The sequence below is a fragment of the Acinetobacter rudis genome, from assembly GCF_000829675.1.
In the GTDB taxonomy this organism is placed as follows: domain Bacteria; phylum Pseudomonadota; class Gammaproteobacteria; order Pseudomonadales; family Moraxellaceae; genus Acinetobacter; species Acinetobacter rudis.
In genome coordinates this window covers 12,262-29,539 of record NZ_BBRX01000046.1, presented here as the reverse complement: position 1 = coordinate 29,539, position 17,278 = coordinate 12,262, and the positions used below count along the sequence as shown (strand labels likewise).

At 41.0% G+C, this 17,278-nt stretch carries 15 protein-coding genes; 8 read left to right on the top strand and 7 right to left on the bottom strand.

What is annotated here, in order from left to right:
- Window positions 1–81 precede the first annotated feature (81 nt).
- On the bottom strand, window positions 82–288 hold the full coding sequence (locus Aru01_RS12530; RefSeq protein WP_016654786.1) for a DUF1737 domain-containing protein: 207 nt from the start codon (window positions 286–288) through the stop codon (window positions 82–84).
- A 376-nt stretch (window positions 289–664) separates the two neighbouring features.
- On the opposite strand from Aru01_RS12530, the gene Aru01_RS12525 reads away from it, so the two are divergent.
- Window positions 665–2,119, top strand: a complete 1,455-nt coding sequence (locus Aru01_RS12525; protein WP_016654787.1) for a SulP family inorganic anion transporter — start codon at window positions 665–667, stop codon at window positions 2,117–2,119.
- 242 nt (window positions 2,120–2,361) lie between these two features.
- Here Aru01_RS12525 and Aru01_RS12520 read toward each other — a convergent pair whose 3' ends face one another.
- The gene (locus tag Aru01_RS12520; protein WP_016654788.1) at window positions 2,362–3,267 is read right to left on the bottom strand and encodes a DMT family transporter; all 906 of its coding nucleotides are present in this window, start codon (window positions 3,265–3,267) and stop codon (window positions 2,362–2,364) included.
- 175 nt (window positions 3,268–3,442) lie between these two features.
- On the opposite strand from Aru01_RS12520, the gene Aru01_RS12515 reads away from it, so the two are divergent.
- The gene (locus tag Aru01_RS12515; RefSeq protein WP_016654789.1) at window positions 3,443–4,321 is read left to right on the top strand and encodes an AraC family transcriptional regulator; all 879 of its coding nucleotides are present in this window, start codon (window positions 3,443–3,445) and stop codon (window positions 4,319–4,321) included.
- 98 nt (window positions 4,322–4,419) lie between these two features.
- Here the strand turns inward: Aru01_RS12515 and ridA are convergent, their stop codons facing one another.
- The 4 genes from ridA to gmk all read right to left on the bottom strand — a co-directional run bounded on the left by ridA (window position 4,420) and on the right by gmk (window position 8,161).
- Window positions 4,420–4,803: a deaminase RidA gene (gene ridA / locus Aru01_RS12510; RefSeq protein WP_016654790.1), complete on the bottom strand. Its 384-nt coding sequence runs from the start codon at window positions 4,801–4,803 to the stop codon at window positions 4,420–4,422.
- Window positions 4,804–4,880: 77 nt separating this feature from the next.
- On the bottom strand, window positions 4,881–6,986 hold the full coding sequence (locus Aru01_RS12505) for a RelA/SpoT family protein (protein WP_016654791.1): 2,106 nt from the start codon (window positions 6,984–6,986) through the stop codon (window positions 4,881–4,883).
- A gap of 198 nt (window positions 6,987–7,184) precedes the next feature.
- Entirely contained in the window at window positions 7,185–7,463 is a 279-nt protein-coding gene (gene rpoZ, locus Aru01_RS12500) for a DNA-directed RNA polymerase subunit omega (protein WP_016654792.1), read from the bottom strand.
- 77 nt (window positions 7,464–7,540) lie between these two features.
- On the bottom strand, window positions 7,541–8,161 hold the full coding sequence (gene gmk / locus Aru01_RS12495; protein WP_016654793.1) for a guanylate kinase: 621 nt from the start codon (window positions 8,159–8,161) through the stop codon (window positions 7,541–7,543).
- A gap of 133 nt (window positions 8,162–8,294) precedes the next feature.
- On the opposite strand from gmk, the gene ispH reads away from it, so the two are divergent.
- The 6 genes from ispH (at window position 8,295) to Aru01_RS12465 (ending at window position 16,718) form a co-directional block, all read left to right on the top strand.
- A complete protein-coding gene (ispH, locus tag Aru01_RS12490) occupies window positions 8,295–9,245 on the top strand; it encodes a 4-hydroxy-3-methylbut-2-enyl diphosphate reductase (protein WP_016654794.1) in 951 nt (316 codons plus the stop codon).
- A gap of 202 nt (window positions 9,246–9,447) precedes the next feature.
- Window positions 9,448–9,864, top strand: coding sequence for a cation efflux protein, CzcI-like (locus Aru01_RS12485; protein ID WP_155757913.1), 417 nt, complete (start codon window positions 9,448–9,450; stop codon window positions 9,862–9,864).
- 52 nt (window positions 9,865–9,916) lie between these two features.
- Window positions 9,917–11,311 carry a TolC family protein gene (locus tag Aru01_RS12480; RefSeq protein WP_016654796.1) on the top strand — a complete coding sequence of 465 codons (1,395 nt, stop codon included), beginning with the start codon at window positions 9,917–9,919 and terminating at the stop codon, window positions 11,309–11,311.
- A 1-nt stretch (window position 11,312) separates the two neighbouring features.
- Entirely contained in the window at window positions 11,313–12,530 is a 1,218-nt protein-coding gene (locus tag Aru01_RS12475) for an efflux RND transporter periplasmic adaptor subunit (RefSeq protein WP_016654797.1), read from the top strand.
- Window positions 12,520–15,693 (top strand): efflux RND transporter permease subunit, encoded by a 3,174-nt coding sequence (locus Aru01_RS12470; RefSeq protein ID WP_016654798.1) that lies wholly within the window; start codon window positions 12,520–12,522, stop codon window positions 15,691–15,693. The genes Aru01_RS12475 and Aru01_RS12470 overlap by 11 nt, the downstream gene beginning before the upstream one ends.
- 116 nt (window positions 15,694–15,809) lie before the next feature.
- A complete protein-coding gene (locus tag Aru01_RS12465; RefSeq protein ID WP_016654799.1) occupies window positions 15,810–16,718 on the top strand; it encodes a cation diffusion facilitator family transporter in 909 nt (302 codons plus the stop codon).
- Between the two features lie 80 nt (window positions 16,719–16,798).
- Here the strand turns inward: Aru01_RS12465 and Aru01_RS12460 are convergent, their stop codons facing one another.
- The gene (locus Aru01_RS12460; RefSeq protein ID WP_016654800.1) at window positions 16,799–17,143 is read right to left on the bottom strand and encodes a zinc-ribbon domain-containing protein; all 345 of its coding nucleotides are present in this window, start codon (window positions 17,141–17,143) and stop codon (window positions 16,799–16,801) included.
- Between the last annotated feature and the right edge of the window lie 135 nt (window positions 17,144–17,278).

Below are 17,278 nucleotides of genomic sequence, written 5' to 3'. Positions count from 1 at the left end.
GCCTATTGACCAACGTCAAGCAGCTGCTTAAACATTAGTATTGTTATGATTTAAAGAACCCGACAAAATTGTCGGGTTTTTTCATGCTTCCGAAGTCTTTTTTAAAGCTTCAGGAATATCGCTTTCATTTTCAACATCCTTCGTGATCGCTTGTCCGACAATCACATCTGTACCATTGAAAGTCATAGTCGGTGATCCATAGAGTTCATATCCTTCATTGAGTGCTTGGGTGACTCGTGCACAAAAACTTGAATCGTCCTTTCCTGTGAGATAGCGATATATTTTCATAGAAAAAATCTAATGGTTAAGTAATAGAAAGAGTTTAAACACTTGTTGAGCAATAATGACTTAAAAAACAAAAAAATATTTCAATTTTTACTGCTATGTTTTACTCATTTTTTTGAAGATTTTAGCTGTGTTAAAAGCGCAGTGATCAAGTTCTCAAGTAAGGTGAGGGTAGATAGAAGAATCCTGAGCTGTTATTCTTGTCCTGATGTTTCCATAAGATCAAGCAAATTAATTTATGACACTTACGCCACCTTAAGTTTATTTACCCCATATATTCGTAAATAACTCATCACTTTCTAGTGGTGTGGTGTAGTCTTATGTGTTGTATATATCACATCACTAGCTTATCTCAAAAATTAAAAAACAGGCTATGTTTATGTTATCTAATGTACGAGAACAATGGTTCTCTAACATCCGTGGAGATGTACTTGCCGGATTAGTCGTCGGTCTTGCACTTATTCCTGAAGCGATCGCTTTCTCAATTATTGCTGGTGTAGATCCTAAAGTAGGGCTATATGCATCCTTCTGTATTGCTGTTGTGATTTCTTTCGTCGGTGGTCGTCCAGGGATGATTTCAGCAGCGACAGGGGCGATGGCACTACTCATGGTCACCTTGGTCAAAGAACATGGACTAGAGTATTTACTCGCAGCCACAATTTTGACAGGGATGATTCAGATATTGGCTGGTTATTTAAAGCTTGCTAAGTTAATGCGCTTTGTATCCAAATCCGTGGTCATTGGCTTTGTAAATGCTTTAGCTATCTTAATTTTTATGGCTCAGTTACCTGAACTGACGCATGTGAGCTGGCATGTATATGCCTTGGTAGCTTTCGGTTTAGCGATTATTTATCTATTTCCGCTCATTCCAAAACTGGGAAAACTACTGCCATCTCCTTTGGTCTGTATTATTGTGATTGGTCTACTGGCAATGACTTTCAACATGGATGTGCGGACTGTGGGGGATATGGGGTCTTTGCCTGACACGCTTCCAGTCTTTTTAATTCCGAATATTCCTTTGAATCTTGAGACATTGATTATTCTTTTACCTTACTCCTTTGCCTTGGCAGCTGTAGGTTTACTTGAGTCGATGATGACTGCAACTATTGTGGATGAAATGACGGACACACCAAGTAATAAATATCAGGAATGTAAAGGTCAAGGCATCGCCAATATCGCGTCTGGATTTATGGGGGGAATGGCGGGTTGTGCCATGATTGGGCAATCGATGATTAATGTGAAATCAGGAGGGTTAACTCGATTATCAACTTTTTCAGCGGGGATTTTTCTACTGATTCTGGTGATTTTTATCAGTGATTGGCTCAAGGTTATTCCAATGGCTGCATTGGTTGCAGTGATGATTATGGTGTCTATCAGCACTTTTGAATGGAGTTCATTGACTCAGTTTAGAAGTAACCCTAAAAGCAGTAATGTTGTGATGGTTGCTACTGTAATTGTAGTTGTCGCTACACATAATCTGGCATTGGGTGTACTCACTGGGGTATTACTGTCAGCTTTGTTTTTAGCCAATAAACTAGAAAATGATATTCAGGTTATTGCTTCTTTTGAGGGGGATGCTCGTTTATATGATTTAAAAGGTCAAATTTTCTTTAGTTCTTCAGAAAAGTTCATGCAATGTTTTGAGTTTCAGGAAACTGCTCGGGATGTCATTATTGACTTAACGCATTCTCATATTTGGGATGTAACATCGGTTGCTATGCTTGATTCTGTGGTCAATAAATTCAAAAAAAATGGTGTGAATGTGACTGTACGTGGCTTAAATCAAGCCAGTTCGATCATGATTGATAAGTATGGAACACACGCTAAAAGTTAAATCAAAAATTCACTGTCTATTCCAGATCGACTCTATTGGAAAAAGGGGAGAGATTTCTCCTCAGTTTCATTGCTTTGTTGTGCAAAAGCAATTTGATACTTCATCCGATCAAGCTGCAAGAACGTTGGCTTTCTACCAGATTTTATGCCGCCTGATGGACAGGTGTAGTTTAGATGCGTTAACAGTTCACACCCATCTTGTCTATGTCAGGCAAAGGCATGCCTGCCTTTGCCAAAGCGTAGTTAAGAGGGATTTGGCTTTTGCAGCATCTTGTTTAAAAACTGCGGTGGACTAAATAAAATATAATTACCCAGCAAAATCAAAATCACCCCCAGAACCGCAGCAGTTGTCCAGACATAGCCTTCCCAAACCGTAGAAATGCTTAAAGCCACCAGCGGGAAGAGCAAGGTACTATATGCTGCAGGGCCTGCTCCTATACGAGAGATTAAAACAAAATAAATGGTAAAGCCTGCAACTGAACCAATCAATGATAAGTACATGACTGCTGACCAACCAACAATCGACATGTGTGGAACTAGGCTTTCACCACGCAATAATGCAATGATTCCCATAAATACTGCCCCATATAACATGGCATAGGCCGTTGTACTGAGTAGGTCGCTACCTTGTTGCTTATGTCGTAGGCTGATCATATTACCCAATGAGAAGCAGTAAGTTCCAAAGGTACATAAAGCAATTGCAAAGAAAGTTTGCCACTGGAGTTGAGTTGCCGTCAGATCATGCCAGAACAATGCGAGCATCCCCAGTAAACCAAGTACTGCTGCAGGAAGAAAATTTGCCGATATACGTTGTTTAAAGAAAATTCGGCTATTGAGGGCATTAAATAAAACAGCCATTGAAAAAATGACCGATTCTAAACCGCTATTAATATAAGCTACGGCAGTATAGAAGCAGACAAAATTTACCCCGAAAATGCAGAGACCTTGAAGCGCACAAAATGCGTGATCACGCCGAGTTAACGGTTTTAATTTTTTAAATAATAAAAGAGCAATAAAGAGAACAGCCGCAGCCATACCGAAGCGCCATAATACGCCAACAACAGGGCTAATTTCCCCGTGCTGTGCTGCAATCGCAATCCACGTGGTTCCCCAGATGAATACTACAGCGGCATATAAAAGGCTATTCATTTTATCCTCCTTATTTGTATTAAAGCAGGATAGTGTGAGACTTTATCGCGATAGTTGCTTATATAAAACCGCTGGAACTTACATAATCTTGCGGTTTATTACTTGGTTTTTTTGTAGCCGATCTGAAAAATGGTTAAACTGTTATAAAAATTCGTCCCCCTTTTTGGCTGTTCTTATGAACTATCAGACTATCGAACAACTTCAGCTGCATAAGGCACAGCTTTTAGACACGGTAAAGCTGGGTTCTGATATGCAAATGGCTGCTTGGCAAAACCATCATGATCGGGTCAGTGTCTGTAGTAATCATCATACTTTAAGTTTATACGTTGAGGGTGGATATGAAAGCTATCGGAAGACACCGCAAGGTTGGAAAAATGGTGGTGCACCAGATCGTTTTTGTTTGATGCCTGAAGGCCAAGAGTCCACTTGGGACATTCGTGGTGATTTGAGTTTTGTGCACTTGTATTATACCGATCAACATCTGCGTGATGTTGCAGTAAAGATTTGGGATAAAGAGCCAAGCTCAATCGTGCTAGATGAGCAAAATTTTACCACTGATCCCCAGATTAGTTTGTTATATCGACATTTTTTGTTGAATTGTGATTGGCATGATCACAGCAGCCAGTTGCAGTTGAGTAGTACAGCGACGTTATTGTTAAATCATCTGTTGCAGCGTTATAGCAATGTGCAATGGCAGTTGCCGACAGTCAAAGGCGGCCTTGCACCATATCGTCTGAAACTATTACAGCAATGGATTGAGCAACATCTACATTTACCGCTAACTATTGCTGATTTGGCTCAGCAAGTTGAATTAAGTGAATATCATTTTGCGCATATGTTTAAGCAATCGACAGGGCTGTCTCCACATCAATATGTTTTACAACAACGTCTGAAGAAGGCACATGCTTTAGTGTTGGGGCGGACTGCTGATTTAACTGAGATTGCATTGAACTGTGGTTTTAACTCAGCGAGTCATTTTAGTACGCGTTTTAAGCAGTTTTACGGCTACAGCCCATCACAGTTGCGTAAAGGTTTAAGCCCTTCAGTGGTTTAACATATGTTAATCACAACGAATTACCGATCAGCTAAAAAAGCTACATATAAAAATACGACCTTGTTGGTCGTATTTTTTTTGCGCACACAGTCAAGAGCTTACTCGGAGATAATGACGATACCGTCCATCTCAACAAGTGCACCTTTAGGTAAGCTTGCAACACCAAGTGCAGCACGCGCAGGGTAAGGTTGGGCAAAGTATTCACCCATAATTTGGTTGACCAATTGGAAATGCGAAAGGTCAGTCAGGAAAATGTTGAGCTTGGCAAAGTCAGCAAGCGAACCACCAGCTGCTTCACATACAGCTTTAATATTATCAAATACACGACGGATTTGTGCTTCAATGCCATCAACCAATTCCATGCTATATGGATCTAAACCAATCTGACCTGAGAGATAAAGGGTATTGCCAACAAGGATAGCTTGTGAATACGTTCCGATCGCGGCAGGTGCATTTTCAGTATGAATAACTTGGCGGGACATTGATTTCTCCTGTATGAACTAAATCTCATCATAAGGCAAACTTGAGCTGCAAGATAGCCTTAATTCAGTATTTGTCTTTAGCAAGCCTGTGGAATACTAGGCAATGTTACGGGTGTACTCAAACGAGAAATACGAGGAAAACCGAAATGCATACGTAATTCACGGATGATTTGTGCAATATGATTACGGTCGTTGACTACGATATTTACATAAGTTTTATTGTCATGAGGCTGTACCATTTCAACCCCTGTTTTTGATTTACGGCATTGGTAGATCAGGTCAGAGATTTGCTCATCGTTGAGTAAAATATCGAAACAGAGATAGGCGGTAAAACTGACATCATCGACTTTCTCAGAAGTCCAGTTTAAAGCCATAATATTTTCTGGGTGCAAATGTTGTTCGTGCAATAAGTTATGACAACGCTCACGATGCACAATCAAACCACGACGTGATATATGCCCTTGTATTGGATCACCTAAAATAGGGTTACAACAATGTGCATATTTAACATCTACGCCATCAGTTCCCTGAATCAAACGATTTGAATGGATTTGTTCTTCGCTAAAGTCTTGTGAAAACAGATGGTTTGCAACTAATTGCGGCAATAAGTCTCCTACCGCAATTTGCTGGAATAGTGTTTCTTTGTCAGCAATATGACGCCATTCAAGCAGATCTTTCCAGTCTTCTGCAGAGAGATCCTCTACAGAGAGATTAAATAATTTAAGGGCACGATTAAGTGCTTGGCGACCGACCAAGCGTTGCTCTTCAATATCTTGATCTTTTAAAATATTTTGTAAGGCGCGGCGGGCTTTTTGTGTATTTACAAAGCTGAGCCAATCAGGGTTTGGTGTGGCAAGTACATCAGTTATGACTTCAATGACCTGACCACTGACTAAAGGTGTCGATAGCGGTTTGATTTCACCATCGATTTTAGCGCCTACTGCATGGTTGCCTAAAAATAAACTGGCTGAATATGCAAAATCTACAGCAGTTGCACCTTGTGGTAATTCATGCAATTGACCATGAGGGGTGTACACCCAAATTTTTTCTTGGTGTAAATAATCAAGTAAATCGTTAAAGGTTGTTTTGGCACAGGCGCTGTCAATCAAAACATTGAGGTTTTGCATAGAGGCCTGAATCGCTGAGCGACAGGCTTGAGGCGCATTTTCACCCAGAACCACACCAAACCGTGCTGCTTTACGCATGAGCTCAGTTTGAATGGTGAGTGACAAATAGGTTTTTTCACCTTTAAGTTTTAGGTGTAAAGACTGGTTTCCACCAGGTAATGGTCGGCGGATATGATCTTCATAGTGCAATACTTGGAAGTTGTCACGAAGTGCTGTCACTAACCTATCGCAGTCTGCAATATTGAGTAAAATAATTTCAAAGGCATGACTGTGCGTCAATTCTTGTAGATTAATATCATTTTTAATGAAGTGTCGAATCAGTTCAATATTGTTGTTTTTCTTCTTAATACGGCCTTGAATGCTATATGTATGTAGCAAGTCCGCAAGATTTTGTTCCCAATCAGTTTGGTATTTACAGCGTTCAGGCTTAGTTTGGGCCAGTGCATCTTGAATATTGCTAAATAGATCAAGATCAAGATTTTGGTAACAGAGGTGTTCGAGATTATCGGCCATCTCATTCATACCCACTAAACGTGCCATGGGTACAAAAATATCAAAAGTTTCTTGAGCAATGCGGGCACGCTTGTCTGGGCGTAATGATTCTAAGGTCGTCATATTATGATAGCGGTCAGCTAATTTAATAATAATGACGCGAGGGTCTTGTAAGGTCGATTGCAGAATTTTTCGGAATGAAGCAGCTTTATTATAGGCTTTATCGCTGGATTGGCTGAGTTTGGTGACACCATCGACCAATTCGGCAACGGTTTTGCTAAATAACTGGGTGATATCTTCTTTGGTATATTCGGTATCTTCAATGACATCATGCAGTAAAGCTGCCATCAAAGTTTCAGCATCAAGACGCATATGCGCCAAAATACAACTGACTGCAATTGGATGCAGTACATAGGGTTCGCCACTTTTACGCGTAACGCCAGTGTGAGCAAGATCTGCATAGTCGCAGGCAGCAAGGACTCTCTCAACATCTTCCGCGCTGAGATAGGCTTCAATGATAAGATTAAGCTGTCGCTTTGCTTGACTGTACAATTCGCCTGACATGGAACACCTATTCAATTGGGTAATAAACTTTTCAATAGATAGATGAAAAACATATTACTTGGCTTTTCAATTTTTTCACTACAACCACTATAATTTTTTAACAAAAAAAATGTTTTTTGTCTAATGAATAACAAGGCTTTAATGAATAAAAAAAGCCTAGTTAAAGAACTAGGCCTCTTTTAGGCTGAAAATTACAAATTAAAATGTAAAGCCTTCAAGGTTAAGGTTGTTCGCAGAAAGCGCTAGATCTAAACTTGAAGTTTGATAATCTTGGTCACGTTGCTTCAAGATATCTTTGCTGACATGACCTGCCGCGATTTCACGAAGAGATACGACTGTAGGTTTGTCGTTATCCCATTCAACAGTAGGTTCAATACCTTGACGTGCCAACTGACGCGCACGTTTGCTTGCAACCAGTACAAGCTCAAAGCGGTTGTCTACGTGGTCCAAACAATCTTCAACGGTTACGCGTGCCATAAGAATTCTCGTTTATGCAAAATATGTTTAAACAGACCGAGCAGTATAAAATGCTTTGAGCTCAGACTCAAGTTGATTCATGGCTGTGGTGTAATTAATTGTTGAATCAGCTTTTGATGACGTTCTGCTTGTTGATCAAGTTTTAAACGGTTGGCATTAATCACTGCTTCTAATTCGTGTAACGCTTTATTGAAGTCATCATTGATGATGATGTAGTCAAAATTAACATACTGCTGCATATCTTCAACTGCACAGCTTAAACGATGTTCAATGACTTCAACAGAATCGGTACCGCGATTGGACAAGCGCTGGCGTAAATCGAACTGACTCGGTGGGAGAATGAAGATTTGCTCAGATTCAGGAAATAATTTACGGACTTGAGTCGCACCTTGCCAATCAATTTCGAGTAAAACGTCGTGTCCTTTGGCGAGTTGCTCTTTTACTGTAGCTTGTGATGTTCCATAATAGTTACCGAATACTTCGGCATACTCAATAAAACCACCTTGTTCGACTTGAGCTAAGAAGTGTTCCTTCTCAGTGAAATGGTAATGAACACCATCTAATTCGCCAGGACGTTGAGGGCGAGTGGTATGCGATACTGACACATGTAAGTTGCTTACACGTTCAAGTAAAGCTTTTACCAATGATGTCTTGCCTGTTCCTGAGGCTGCGGAAACGACAAACAAGAGACCCGACATGATATTTTTCCTGATATGATAAAATATCGTCGCTATTTTAGAGCAGACGCGAATTAAACAAAATAGCAACTTCCGTTTTGTTCACAATTTTATTAAATAAAATACTTGTTTTATATAGTGCATAGAGGCCCTTATGAAAATTGTACTAGCAAATCCACGTGGTTTCTGTGCTGGTGTAGATCGTGCGATTGCCATTGTGAATCGTGCATTGGAGTGTTTTAACCCACCGATCTATGTGCGTCACGAAGTCGTTCACAATAAATTTGTGGTGGATGATTTGAGACAGCGTGGAGCGATTTTTGTCGATGAACTCAACGAAGTTCCAGACGATAATATTGTGATCTTTAGTGCGCATGGCGTATCTAAAGCTGTACAGCTTGAAGCGGAGCAACGTGGTTTAAAAGTTTTTGATGCTACATGTCCTTTGGTGACCAAAGTTCATATCGAAGTGACCAAATATGCACGTGAAGGTATCGAAGCGATTTTGATTGGTCACCATGGTCACCCAGAAGTTGAAGGGACGATGGGACAATATGACAAAAAAAATGGTGGTCATATTTATTTGGTTGAAGACGAACAAGATGTAGCCGCATTACAAGTTGAACATCCTGATCGAGTTGCTTTCGTTACACAAACCACCTTATCAATAGATGATACGGCTAAGGTGATTGATGCGTTACGCACTAAATTTCCAAATATTCAAGGCCCACGTAAAGATGATATTTGCTATGCCACTCAAAACCGCCAAGATGCGGTAAGAGATTTGGCTGATCAATGTGATGTGGTTTTGGTGGTTGGTTCACCGAACTCTTCAAACTCAAATCGTTTACGTGAGTTGGCAGAACGCATGGGTAAGTCAGCTTATTTAATTGATAATGCTGAAGAGCTTCAACAAGATTGGTTTAAACCTGATGATAAAATTGGCGTTACTGCCGGTGCATCAGCACCTGAAATTTTAATTTTAAGGGTTTTACAGCGTTTGCAATCGTGGGGAGCTGAAGCACCTAAAGAACTACAAGGGCGTGAAGAAAATATTACGTTTAGTTTACCCAAAGAGCTTCGAATTTCGGTAAAACAGGCTTAAGTCAAAGTAATAAGAGATATCCCCTTAATTTAAGGGGATTTTTTTGGTTTATTAGATGACTTTGATCCGAAAATTGAAACGCTTGGGTAAATGTAGCTGTTTTGTAGTGATCAAAATAAAAACGCTATTTATGTCATGAATGTAATTTTATTACCCAAACGAGTATTGTTATACTCGGCAGCAAATTCGGTTGGGATGACGTGTGCGGAAATCTCGTATTTTTTTAATTAGTTTGTTGTCACTTTTCATGTTTCAAGCAATTTGGAACGTGGCGGCAGGTTTTTGTTTGCACGAAAAAAATACGCAGAATGTCAGTATCCAACATTTTGGTCATCATCAGTCTAAAATGTGTGAAGCACCCTCTACTCAGCAAAATAAGCAGTCGGTTCAGGCTGACTTAACTCAGTCGAATAACTCAAACAATATCTCCGGCTTTCTCGATGATCATCATGATCATCTCCCTTCTTTTGCACACTTTATTGTGGTGGAACCTTCCACCGATTCGATTCGACCCAATGCAGGTTATGACACGCACTTGGGGAATGTCGTCTGGAATAATTTGTACAAATCCCCCTTACTGGTCTCTCAAAACCCGCCACCTGAATACGCCTCGCTGTAGGTGAGGCCGCGCAAAATGCTCACCACTTTGTTTAACTTAGTGAGGCATTATCATGTCAAAAATATTATTCAATGCAGGGCCATTCTCTGCAAGCCAGTATTGGCAAACATCTAAAAAACACTGTGTGAAAGGGGTTCAATCTCTTGCTGTCGCAGTCTTGCTCAGTTTGGCCAATACCACTTGGGCACAGGATAAAAGCACAAATTTAACGCTGGAACAGGCGATTTCTCGGGTACAAAGTTATCAGCAGAGCCAAGGTTTATGGCAAACCCAGCAACAAATCGCTGAAGCAAACTTGAAACAAACCAAACTCTGGCAAAACCCGAGTCTTTCTGTAGAGCAAAAAGGTTTTAGTTCAGGCAAAGACAAAGAGCTTACAGTGGGCATTTCACAGGAACTCGATGTATTTGGTCAACGTCGTGCCAATCAGCAACTTGCCCAAATTGCACAGAGCCAAGCCGAGCTTAATCAGCGTATTTACCAAGGTCAGGTTGACTTGGTAGTGAAGTATCTGTGGTCGCAATTAGCGATCTTAGAATTAGAACGCGATGTGGTGATGGAGCAGTTAAAGGTGAGTCAGGAGAACCTGACTGCTATTGAAAAGCGTTATCGTGCTGGCAGTATTGCACAGGTCGAGGTGGATCGTGTGCGTATGAGCCATGCTGAAAATTTACGTTTATATCAGCAAGCAGATTTACAGTTACAGGTGGCAACTCAGCAACTGAGTAATTTGTGGGGTGAGGCCGATAAAACCATCAATATTGGTTTAAATGTACAGAACCTTTGGCCTAACTCGACTGAAAAACAAGTTCAGCAGTATTTACAAGAGAACTTGGCAGAAAAATCACGTCAACTCAATGTACTAGAGTCCAAAGCAACCGTGAATGCGCTTAAGGCACAGGCGCGACCAAATCCTAGCGTTAACTTAGGGGTAACCAACAGTCGTAGCCCTGAAGCAGGCACAGATAGTCAGTTGTCACTTGGTGTATCTATACCATTAAATATTTTCAATCGAAATCAATATGGTGTTCAGATTGCACAAGCAAAACAGCAGCAACTTGAGCGGCAAAAAGATTTTTACACCAAACAAAATATACTTGAGATCAATACATTACTAACTGAGTTGCAAGGTTTGCAGTTGCAGTTTAAGCAGGTTGATCAGTCTCAGATTCCACTTGCTATTCAAGTCCAGCAAAAAACTTTACAAGGTTTTACAGCAGGTAAGTTTGCCTTAACCGATGTTCAGCAGGCGACATTACAGTTGCAAGATATTCGTTTGCGTAAGGTGCAATTACTAAAAGATGCATGGCAAAGAGCAGTTGAAGCAGAAAGCCTCAGTCTAGGTATCGAGCCGAGCCAAGTGATGGCTAAAGACGCATTATCACAAATTAATCAGTCTATTTGGAAAGATACACAGGCACTGCCTGTCATTGGTGGGGAGCGCTAAGATGACACAACAGAATAAACAACGAGTAAAAGTTTCTCAGCCGATATTGATTGGAATTGTGGTTGCTATCGTTGCTGTGATTGCCGCTTTGTTATTGTGGAGCAATAAATCTGGTGAAGTGAAAACAGAGAATGAGGAAAAATCAGAAACTGGGGCAAAAGAAGCGCATGATGATGAAGAACAAACTCTGGCTTTGACACCCAAACAAATGACAGAGCAGGGGCTCAAACTTGCAACTGTTGCAATGGGGGAAGTTCAGCAAATCAATAGTTATCCAGCTAAATTGGTGACCAATACAGATCGTCAAGCGCATGTTTCACCCAGTTTTAGTGGGCGTGTAGAGGCAGTACACGTTGATTTAGGCCAGAAGGTGACCAAAGGGCAAGTATTGGCAACATTGCGAGTCCCAGATCTTGTAGATCAACAAGCAAACTTGCAAATCGCTCAAACCAATTTACAGCTTGCAAAACAAGATTATGAGCGTGAAAAATCATTATGGTCACAAGGGATATCTGCAAAGCAAGACTATCAACGTGCTTCTAATGCCTATCAACAAGCACAAGTACAGGTACAGGCTGCACGTTCGCGGTTATCTGCTTTTGGTGTCGGTTCAAGTACCAATGGCAGTTATCAACTTACTGCGCCGATCTCTGGTGTGGTGAGTGAAAAAGACATTGTGATTGGTGAAAATGTTCAGTTAGCCAGTCAATTATTTGTGATTGATCAACTGGATCAGCTGTGGCTTGAATTTGTGATTCCAACAGATTATTTGTCACAGATTTCTCCTAATCAACAGCTAGAGTTTAAATCACTGCAAACTGGTAACCGTTTTAAAGCTTTGGTGCAAACATTGAGTGCTCAGGCCGATGCACAAACAGGTCGTTTACAAGTTCGAGCGCAGGTACTTTCACAAGCAGCTGAATTACGGCCAAATTTAATGGTGAATATTGAGCTACAACAAGCTCAGCAAAGCCAAGTTCTGCGAGTATTAAAGTCTGCTGTGCAGCAGGTAGAAGGCAAAGACAGTGTCTTTGTTGCCAAGCAGCATGGCGATAAAATGGAATTTAGCCCACGCGCGATTGTACTCGGTGCTATTTCCAGTGATGGACAATGGGTTGAAGTGAAAAGTGGCTTGAAAACTGCTGAGCGATATGTGGGTGAAGGCAGCTTCCTTTTGAAATCAGAATTAGAAAAAGGGGAAGCGGATCATGGACACTGATTTAGAACCCAAAAACAACCATCCTGAGTTACCAAAACCAGAAGGCTTATTTGACCGTATCATTCAATTTTCCATTAAAAATGCAATTTGGGTGATGCTGTTTGTACTGGCATGGATTGGGGTTGGAATTTGGAGTTATCAAAAACTTCCCATCGACGCTGTGCCTGATATTACTAACGTACAGGTACAAATTAACTCTCAAGCAGCAGGTTTTACCGCTTTAGAGGTTGAGCAGCGGATCACTTATCCGATTGAAACAGCGATGGCGGGGATGCCTAAACTGCAGCAAACCCGCTCAATTTCACGTTATGGCTTATCTCAAATTACGGTGATTTTTAAAGAGGGCACAGATATCTACTGGGCTCGACAAATGATTAACCAGCGTTTGCAGGAGTCAAAAGAACAGTTACCTGATGATATCAATCCAACCATGTCACCGATTTCTACAGGGCTTGGCGAGATTTATCAGTGGGTTGTGAAAGCTGAGCCAAATGCGAAAAAAGCAGATGGTCGTGCATACACCCCAATGGATTTACGTGAAATTCAGGATTGGGTCATCCGTCCACAGCTGCAACGCGTAGAAGGCGTGGCTGAGGTGAACAGTATTGGCGGATATAACAAGACTTATGTGGTCTCACCTGATTTAAAGCGTTTACAACAGTTGCAAATCCCCCTAGCTGATTTACAAAGTGCCTTAACGGAAAATAATGAAAACCGTGGTGCTGGTTTTATTGAGACGAATGGTCAGCAATTAACTGTTCGTGTGCCAGGGATATTACAGAGTACGGGTGATATTGAAGACATCACAATTGCTAACAAAAATGGTTTTCCTGTTCGTGTCAGGGATGTGGCAAGTGTGTCTATCGGCAATGACCTAAGAACAGGTGCAGCAACCTATAATGGTGAAGAGACGGTGCTGGGCATTGTCATGATGATGATGGGCGAGAACAGTCGGACAGTTGCGCGTGCAGTCGACAGTAAGATTGCAGAAATCCAAAAGTCTTTACCCAAAGGTGTGGTGATTGAAACCGTCTATGACCGTACTCACTTGGTTGAGCGTGCCATTGCGACAGTGCAAAAGAATCTGCTTGAAGGTGCGATTTTAGTTATCGTTATTTTGTTCTTGTTTTTAGGTAATTTCCGTGCCGCACTCATTACAGCCTGTGTTATTCCATTGTCGATGTTATTTACTTTGAGTGGTATGGCACGTCAAGGTATTAGTGCGAACTTAATGAGCCTAGGGGCATTGGATTTCGGAATCATTGTTGATGGTGCGGTGGTGATTGTCGAAAACTGTATTCGTCGTTTAGCTGAATATCAACATCTCGTTGGCCGCCGCCTCACGCGTGAAGAACGCTTTAAAGAAGTTTTTTTAGCAGCCAAGCAAGCGCGTAGACCATTAATCTTTGGTCAATTAATCATCATGGTGGTTTATCTCCCTATTTTTGCGTTAACAGGAGTTGAAGCAAAGTTATTTCATCCGATGGCAGCCACGGTAGTCTTTGCTTTGTTGGGTGCTATTATTTTATCGATTACTTTTGTTCCTGCGGCTGTTGCGATGTTTGTAACAGGCGAAGTCAAAGAAAAAGAAAGTAAATGGATGGCATGGTTAAAGCAGCGCTATGAAGCTTTATTGGATTTGGCTTACCAATTTAAGTATTTGATGTTAACGATTGCTTTAAGCGTTCTATTTTTAACAGGATTACTGACGACCCAAATAGGAAGCGAGTTTGCACCACAACTGAGTGAGGGTGATTTTGCAGTGCAGCAAATGCGCTCACCAAGTACAGGCTTGCAACAATCGTTAATCATGCAAAAAAATACGGAGAAGTTGCTATTAAAAGAGTTTCCTGAAATTAAAGCCATATTTGCTCGTACGGGAACTGCCGAGGTCGCCACAGATGTGATGCCTCCAAATATTTCCGATGGTTTTATTTTATTGAAACCTAAAGAAGAGTGGCCAGATAAAAAAGAAACAATCGATCAGTTGCGTCAGCGTATGCAGGCGTTTTTAGAGGTTTTACCCGGAAACAATAGTGAGTTTTCACAACCGATTGAACTGCGTTTTAATGAGTTGATCTCTGGTGTTCGTAGTGACCTTGGGGTCAAAGTTTTTGGCGATGATATGGAGGTGCTTGGTCGCGAAGCACAGCGTATTGCCAAAGAGATCCAAAGCGTCACAGGAGCAACGGCAGTCAACATTGAGCAGACCAGTGGTCTGCCACTATTGAATGTTGAAATTAATCAACAGCTAGCTTCTCAGTACGGGTTATCTGTACGTTCTATTCAAGACTTGGTTGCTGCCAGTGTAGGTGGGCAAAGTGTTGGGCAGATTTTACAAGGTGATCGCCGTTTTGATTTTGTGATTCGTTTGGATGATACCCAGAGGACACCACAAAATTTGGAAATGTTGCCAATTCAACTACCAAATGGTGGATTAATTCAGCTTAAAGATGTGGCTAAAGTAGAAAATATTCTCGGGCTTAATCAAGTCAGCCGAGAAAATGGTAAACGTCGTATAGTCGTTACAGCTAATGTCGAAGGGCGTGATCTGGGATCTTTTGTCAGTGAAATTCAAAATAAGTTGAACAGTCAGCAGCTTCCTGCTGGGTACTGGCTTGAATATGGTGGTCAGTTTGAAAATATGGCTTCAGCGACTGCGCGAATGCAGTTGGTTGTGCCTTTGGCTTTATTGACGATTTTCATTTTACTTATGGCTGTTTTTCACAACTTCAAAGAGAGTTTATTGGTCTTTACTGGAGTACCTTTTGCACTTTGTGGAGGCTTGATTGCTTTGTGGTTAAGGGGCATTCCGTTGTCGATGTCTGCCGGTGTGGGCTTTATTGCTTTGTCTGGTGTAGCGGTGCTCAATGGTCTAGTCATGTTGACCTTTATTAAGGAGCTTCGAGTCAATATGGATATTCATCAAGCCACATGGGTGGGAGCGGTACTGCGCTTAAGGCCAGTGTTGATGACGGCTTGTGTTGCTTCTTTGGGCTTTATTCCAATGGCTTTAGCCACGGGTACAGGAGCAGAGGTGCAGCGACCGCTGGCGACAGTGGTGATTGGAGGAATTATTTCTTCAACCTTACTGACCTTAGTCTTACTTCCGGTATTGTATCGTTGGATCAATAGTGAGAATCAAACGAACCCTCTAACTTAGCATTGTTTTTTTAGTGACATGAGTGTTATTTATAATGCTCATGTCTTAACTTGCATAACAAATATTTAGCGCATGACCACATAGAACCAGGTTATTTTTAAAATAAGGGGCCTGTAATGAGTGAACAACATAATCATAGTCAGAACTTAGTTACTCAAGACAATCGAAAAAAACTGACTTTTGCTTTGATCTTAACTTCAACATTTTTAGTTGTTGAAGTAGTTGCTGCGGTAATGACGCAGAGTTTGGCATTATTATCCGATGCCGCACACATGTTTACCGATGTTATGGCTTTGGCGATTGCCTTAGTTGCATTAAAAATTGGCCAACGCCCTGCCGATAATAAACGTACATTTGGCTACCAGCGTTTTGAGATTTTAGCTGCCTTATTTAATGCATCAATGCTGTTTATGGTAGCAATGTATATCTTATATGAAGCCTATCAGCGTTTTTATGCACCGCCAGAAATTCAAAGTCTAGGAATGCTCATTGTGGCTAGTCTAGGGCTAGTGATTAATATTATTTCTTTAAAGATTTTGGTTTCAAGTTCTAAAGAAAGTCTCAATATTAAAGGGGCATACTTAGAAGTACTGAGCGATGCTTTGGGTTCAGTCGGGGTTATTATTGCTGCCGTTGTTATTTATTTTACAGGGTGGCAGTGGGTCGATACTGTCGTTGCAGTTTTGATTGGGTTTTGGGTATTACCTAGAACATGGGTTTTGTTAAAGCAGAGTATTAATATATTACTTGAAGGTGTACCTGATGAAATTGATATTGAGAAACTCCGTCAGGATATTTTAGATTTGCCATGTGTCGAAAGTATTCATCAACTTAAAGTTTGGGCTATTAGTTCTAAAAATATTCATTTGACTGCACATGTTTATGCGCCTGGGGCTGATCATGTTGCTTTACATCAGGCTGCATTTGAAATGCTGAATCACGAACATGGTATTACCGAGATCACCTTGCAGATTGAAGAAGATGAAGCACTGGCTTTATCACACCAGTTACCTGCTCATAAATAAGCGGTATCAATAGGTTTAAAGGTTGCTGCTGCGATATAAAAAAGGAGTTCATATGAACTCCTTTTTTATATTATTAAATTTTATTGGATATGCCATTCGTGTTGGCATTCACGGCATTTCCAGTCTTTATTGCTGTTCATAAATGCTTGCATTGAAATTTTAAAGTTAGGAAGGTCGCGCCAGAACATAATGCCTGCGAGCACACAGATAACAAAGGCGATCACTGTGGCGATTTGAACGGTTGAGCCCGCGCCATCACCAAAGATCCACATTGCAATACTCACCAAAACCAGAAAAAGTAAAATAAATAACGCTGGAATTAAAATAACAAGGCTTTTAGGCACTACTGGTCGTACCGCAGGGGTGTTGGCACTCGCAACGGGCATAACTTTAGGGCTTTGACATTTGGGGCAACGATATTGCATTACAACTCCGAAACTAAAGGCGGTTGAATATGGGGTGAAGAAAAAATTATTGTGACGAGTACTACTGTATCATTTTTATAGATTACTTAGAAAAAACATAATAAAAAAGCCACTGTGATTACTCAAACAGTGGCT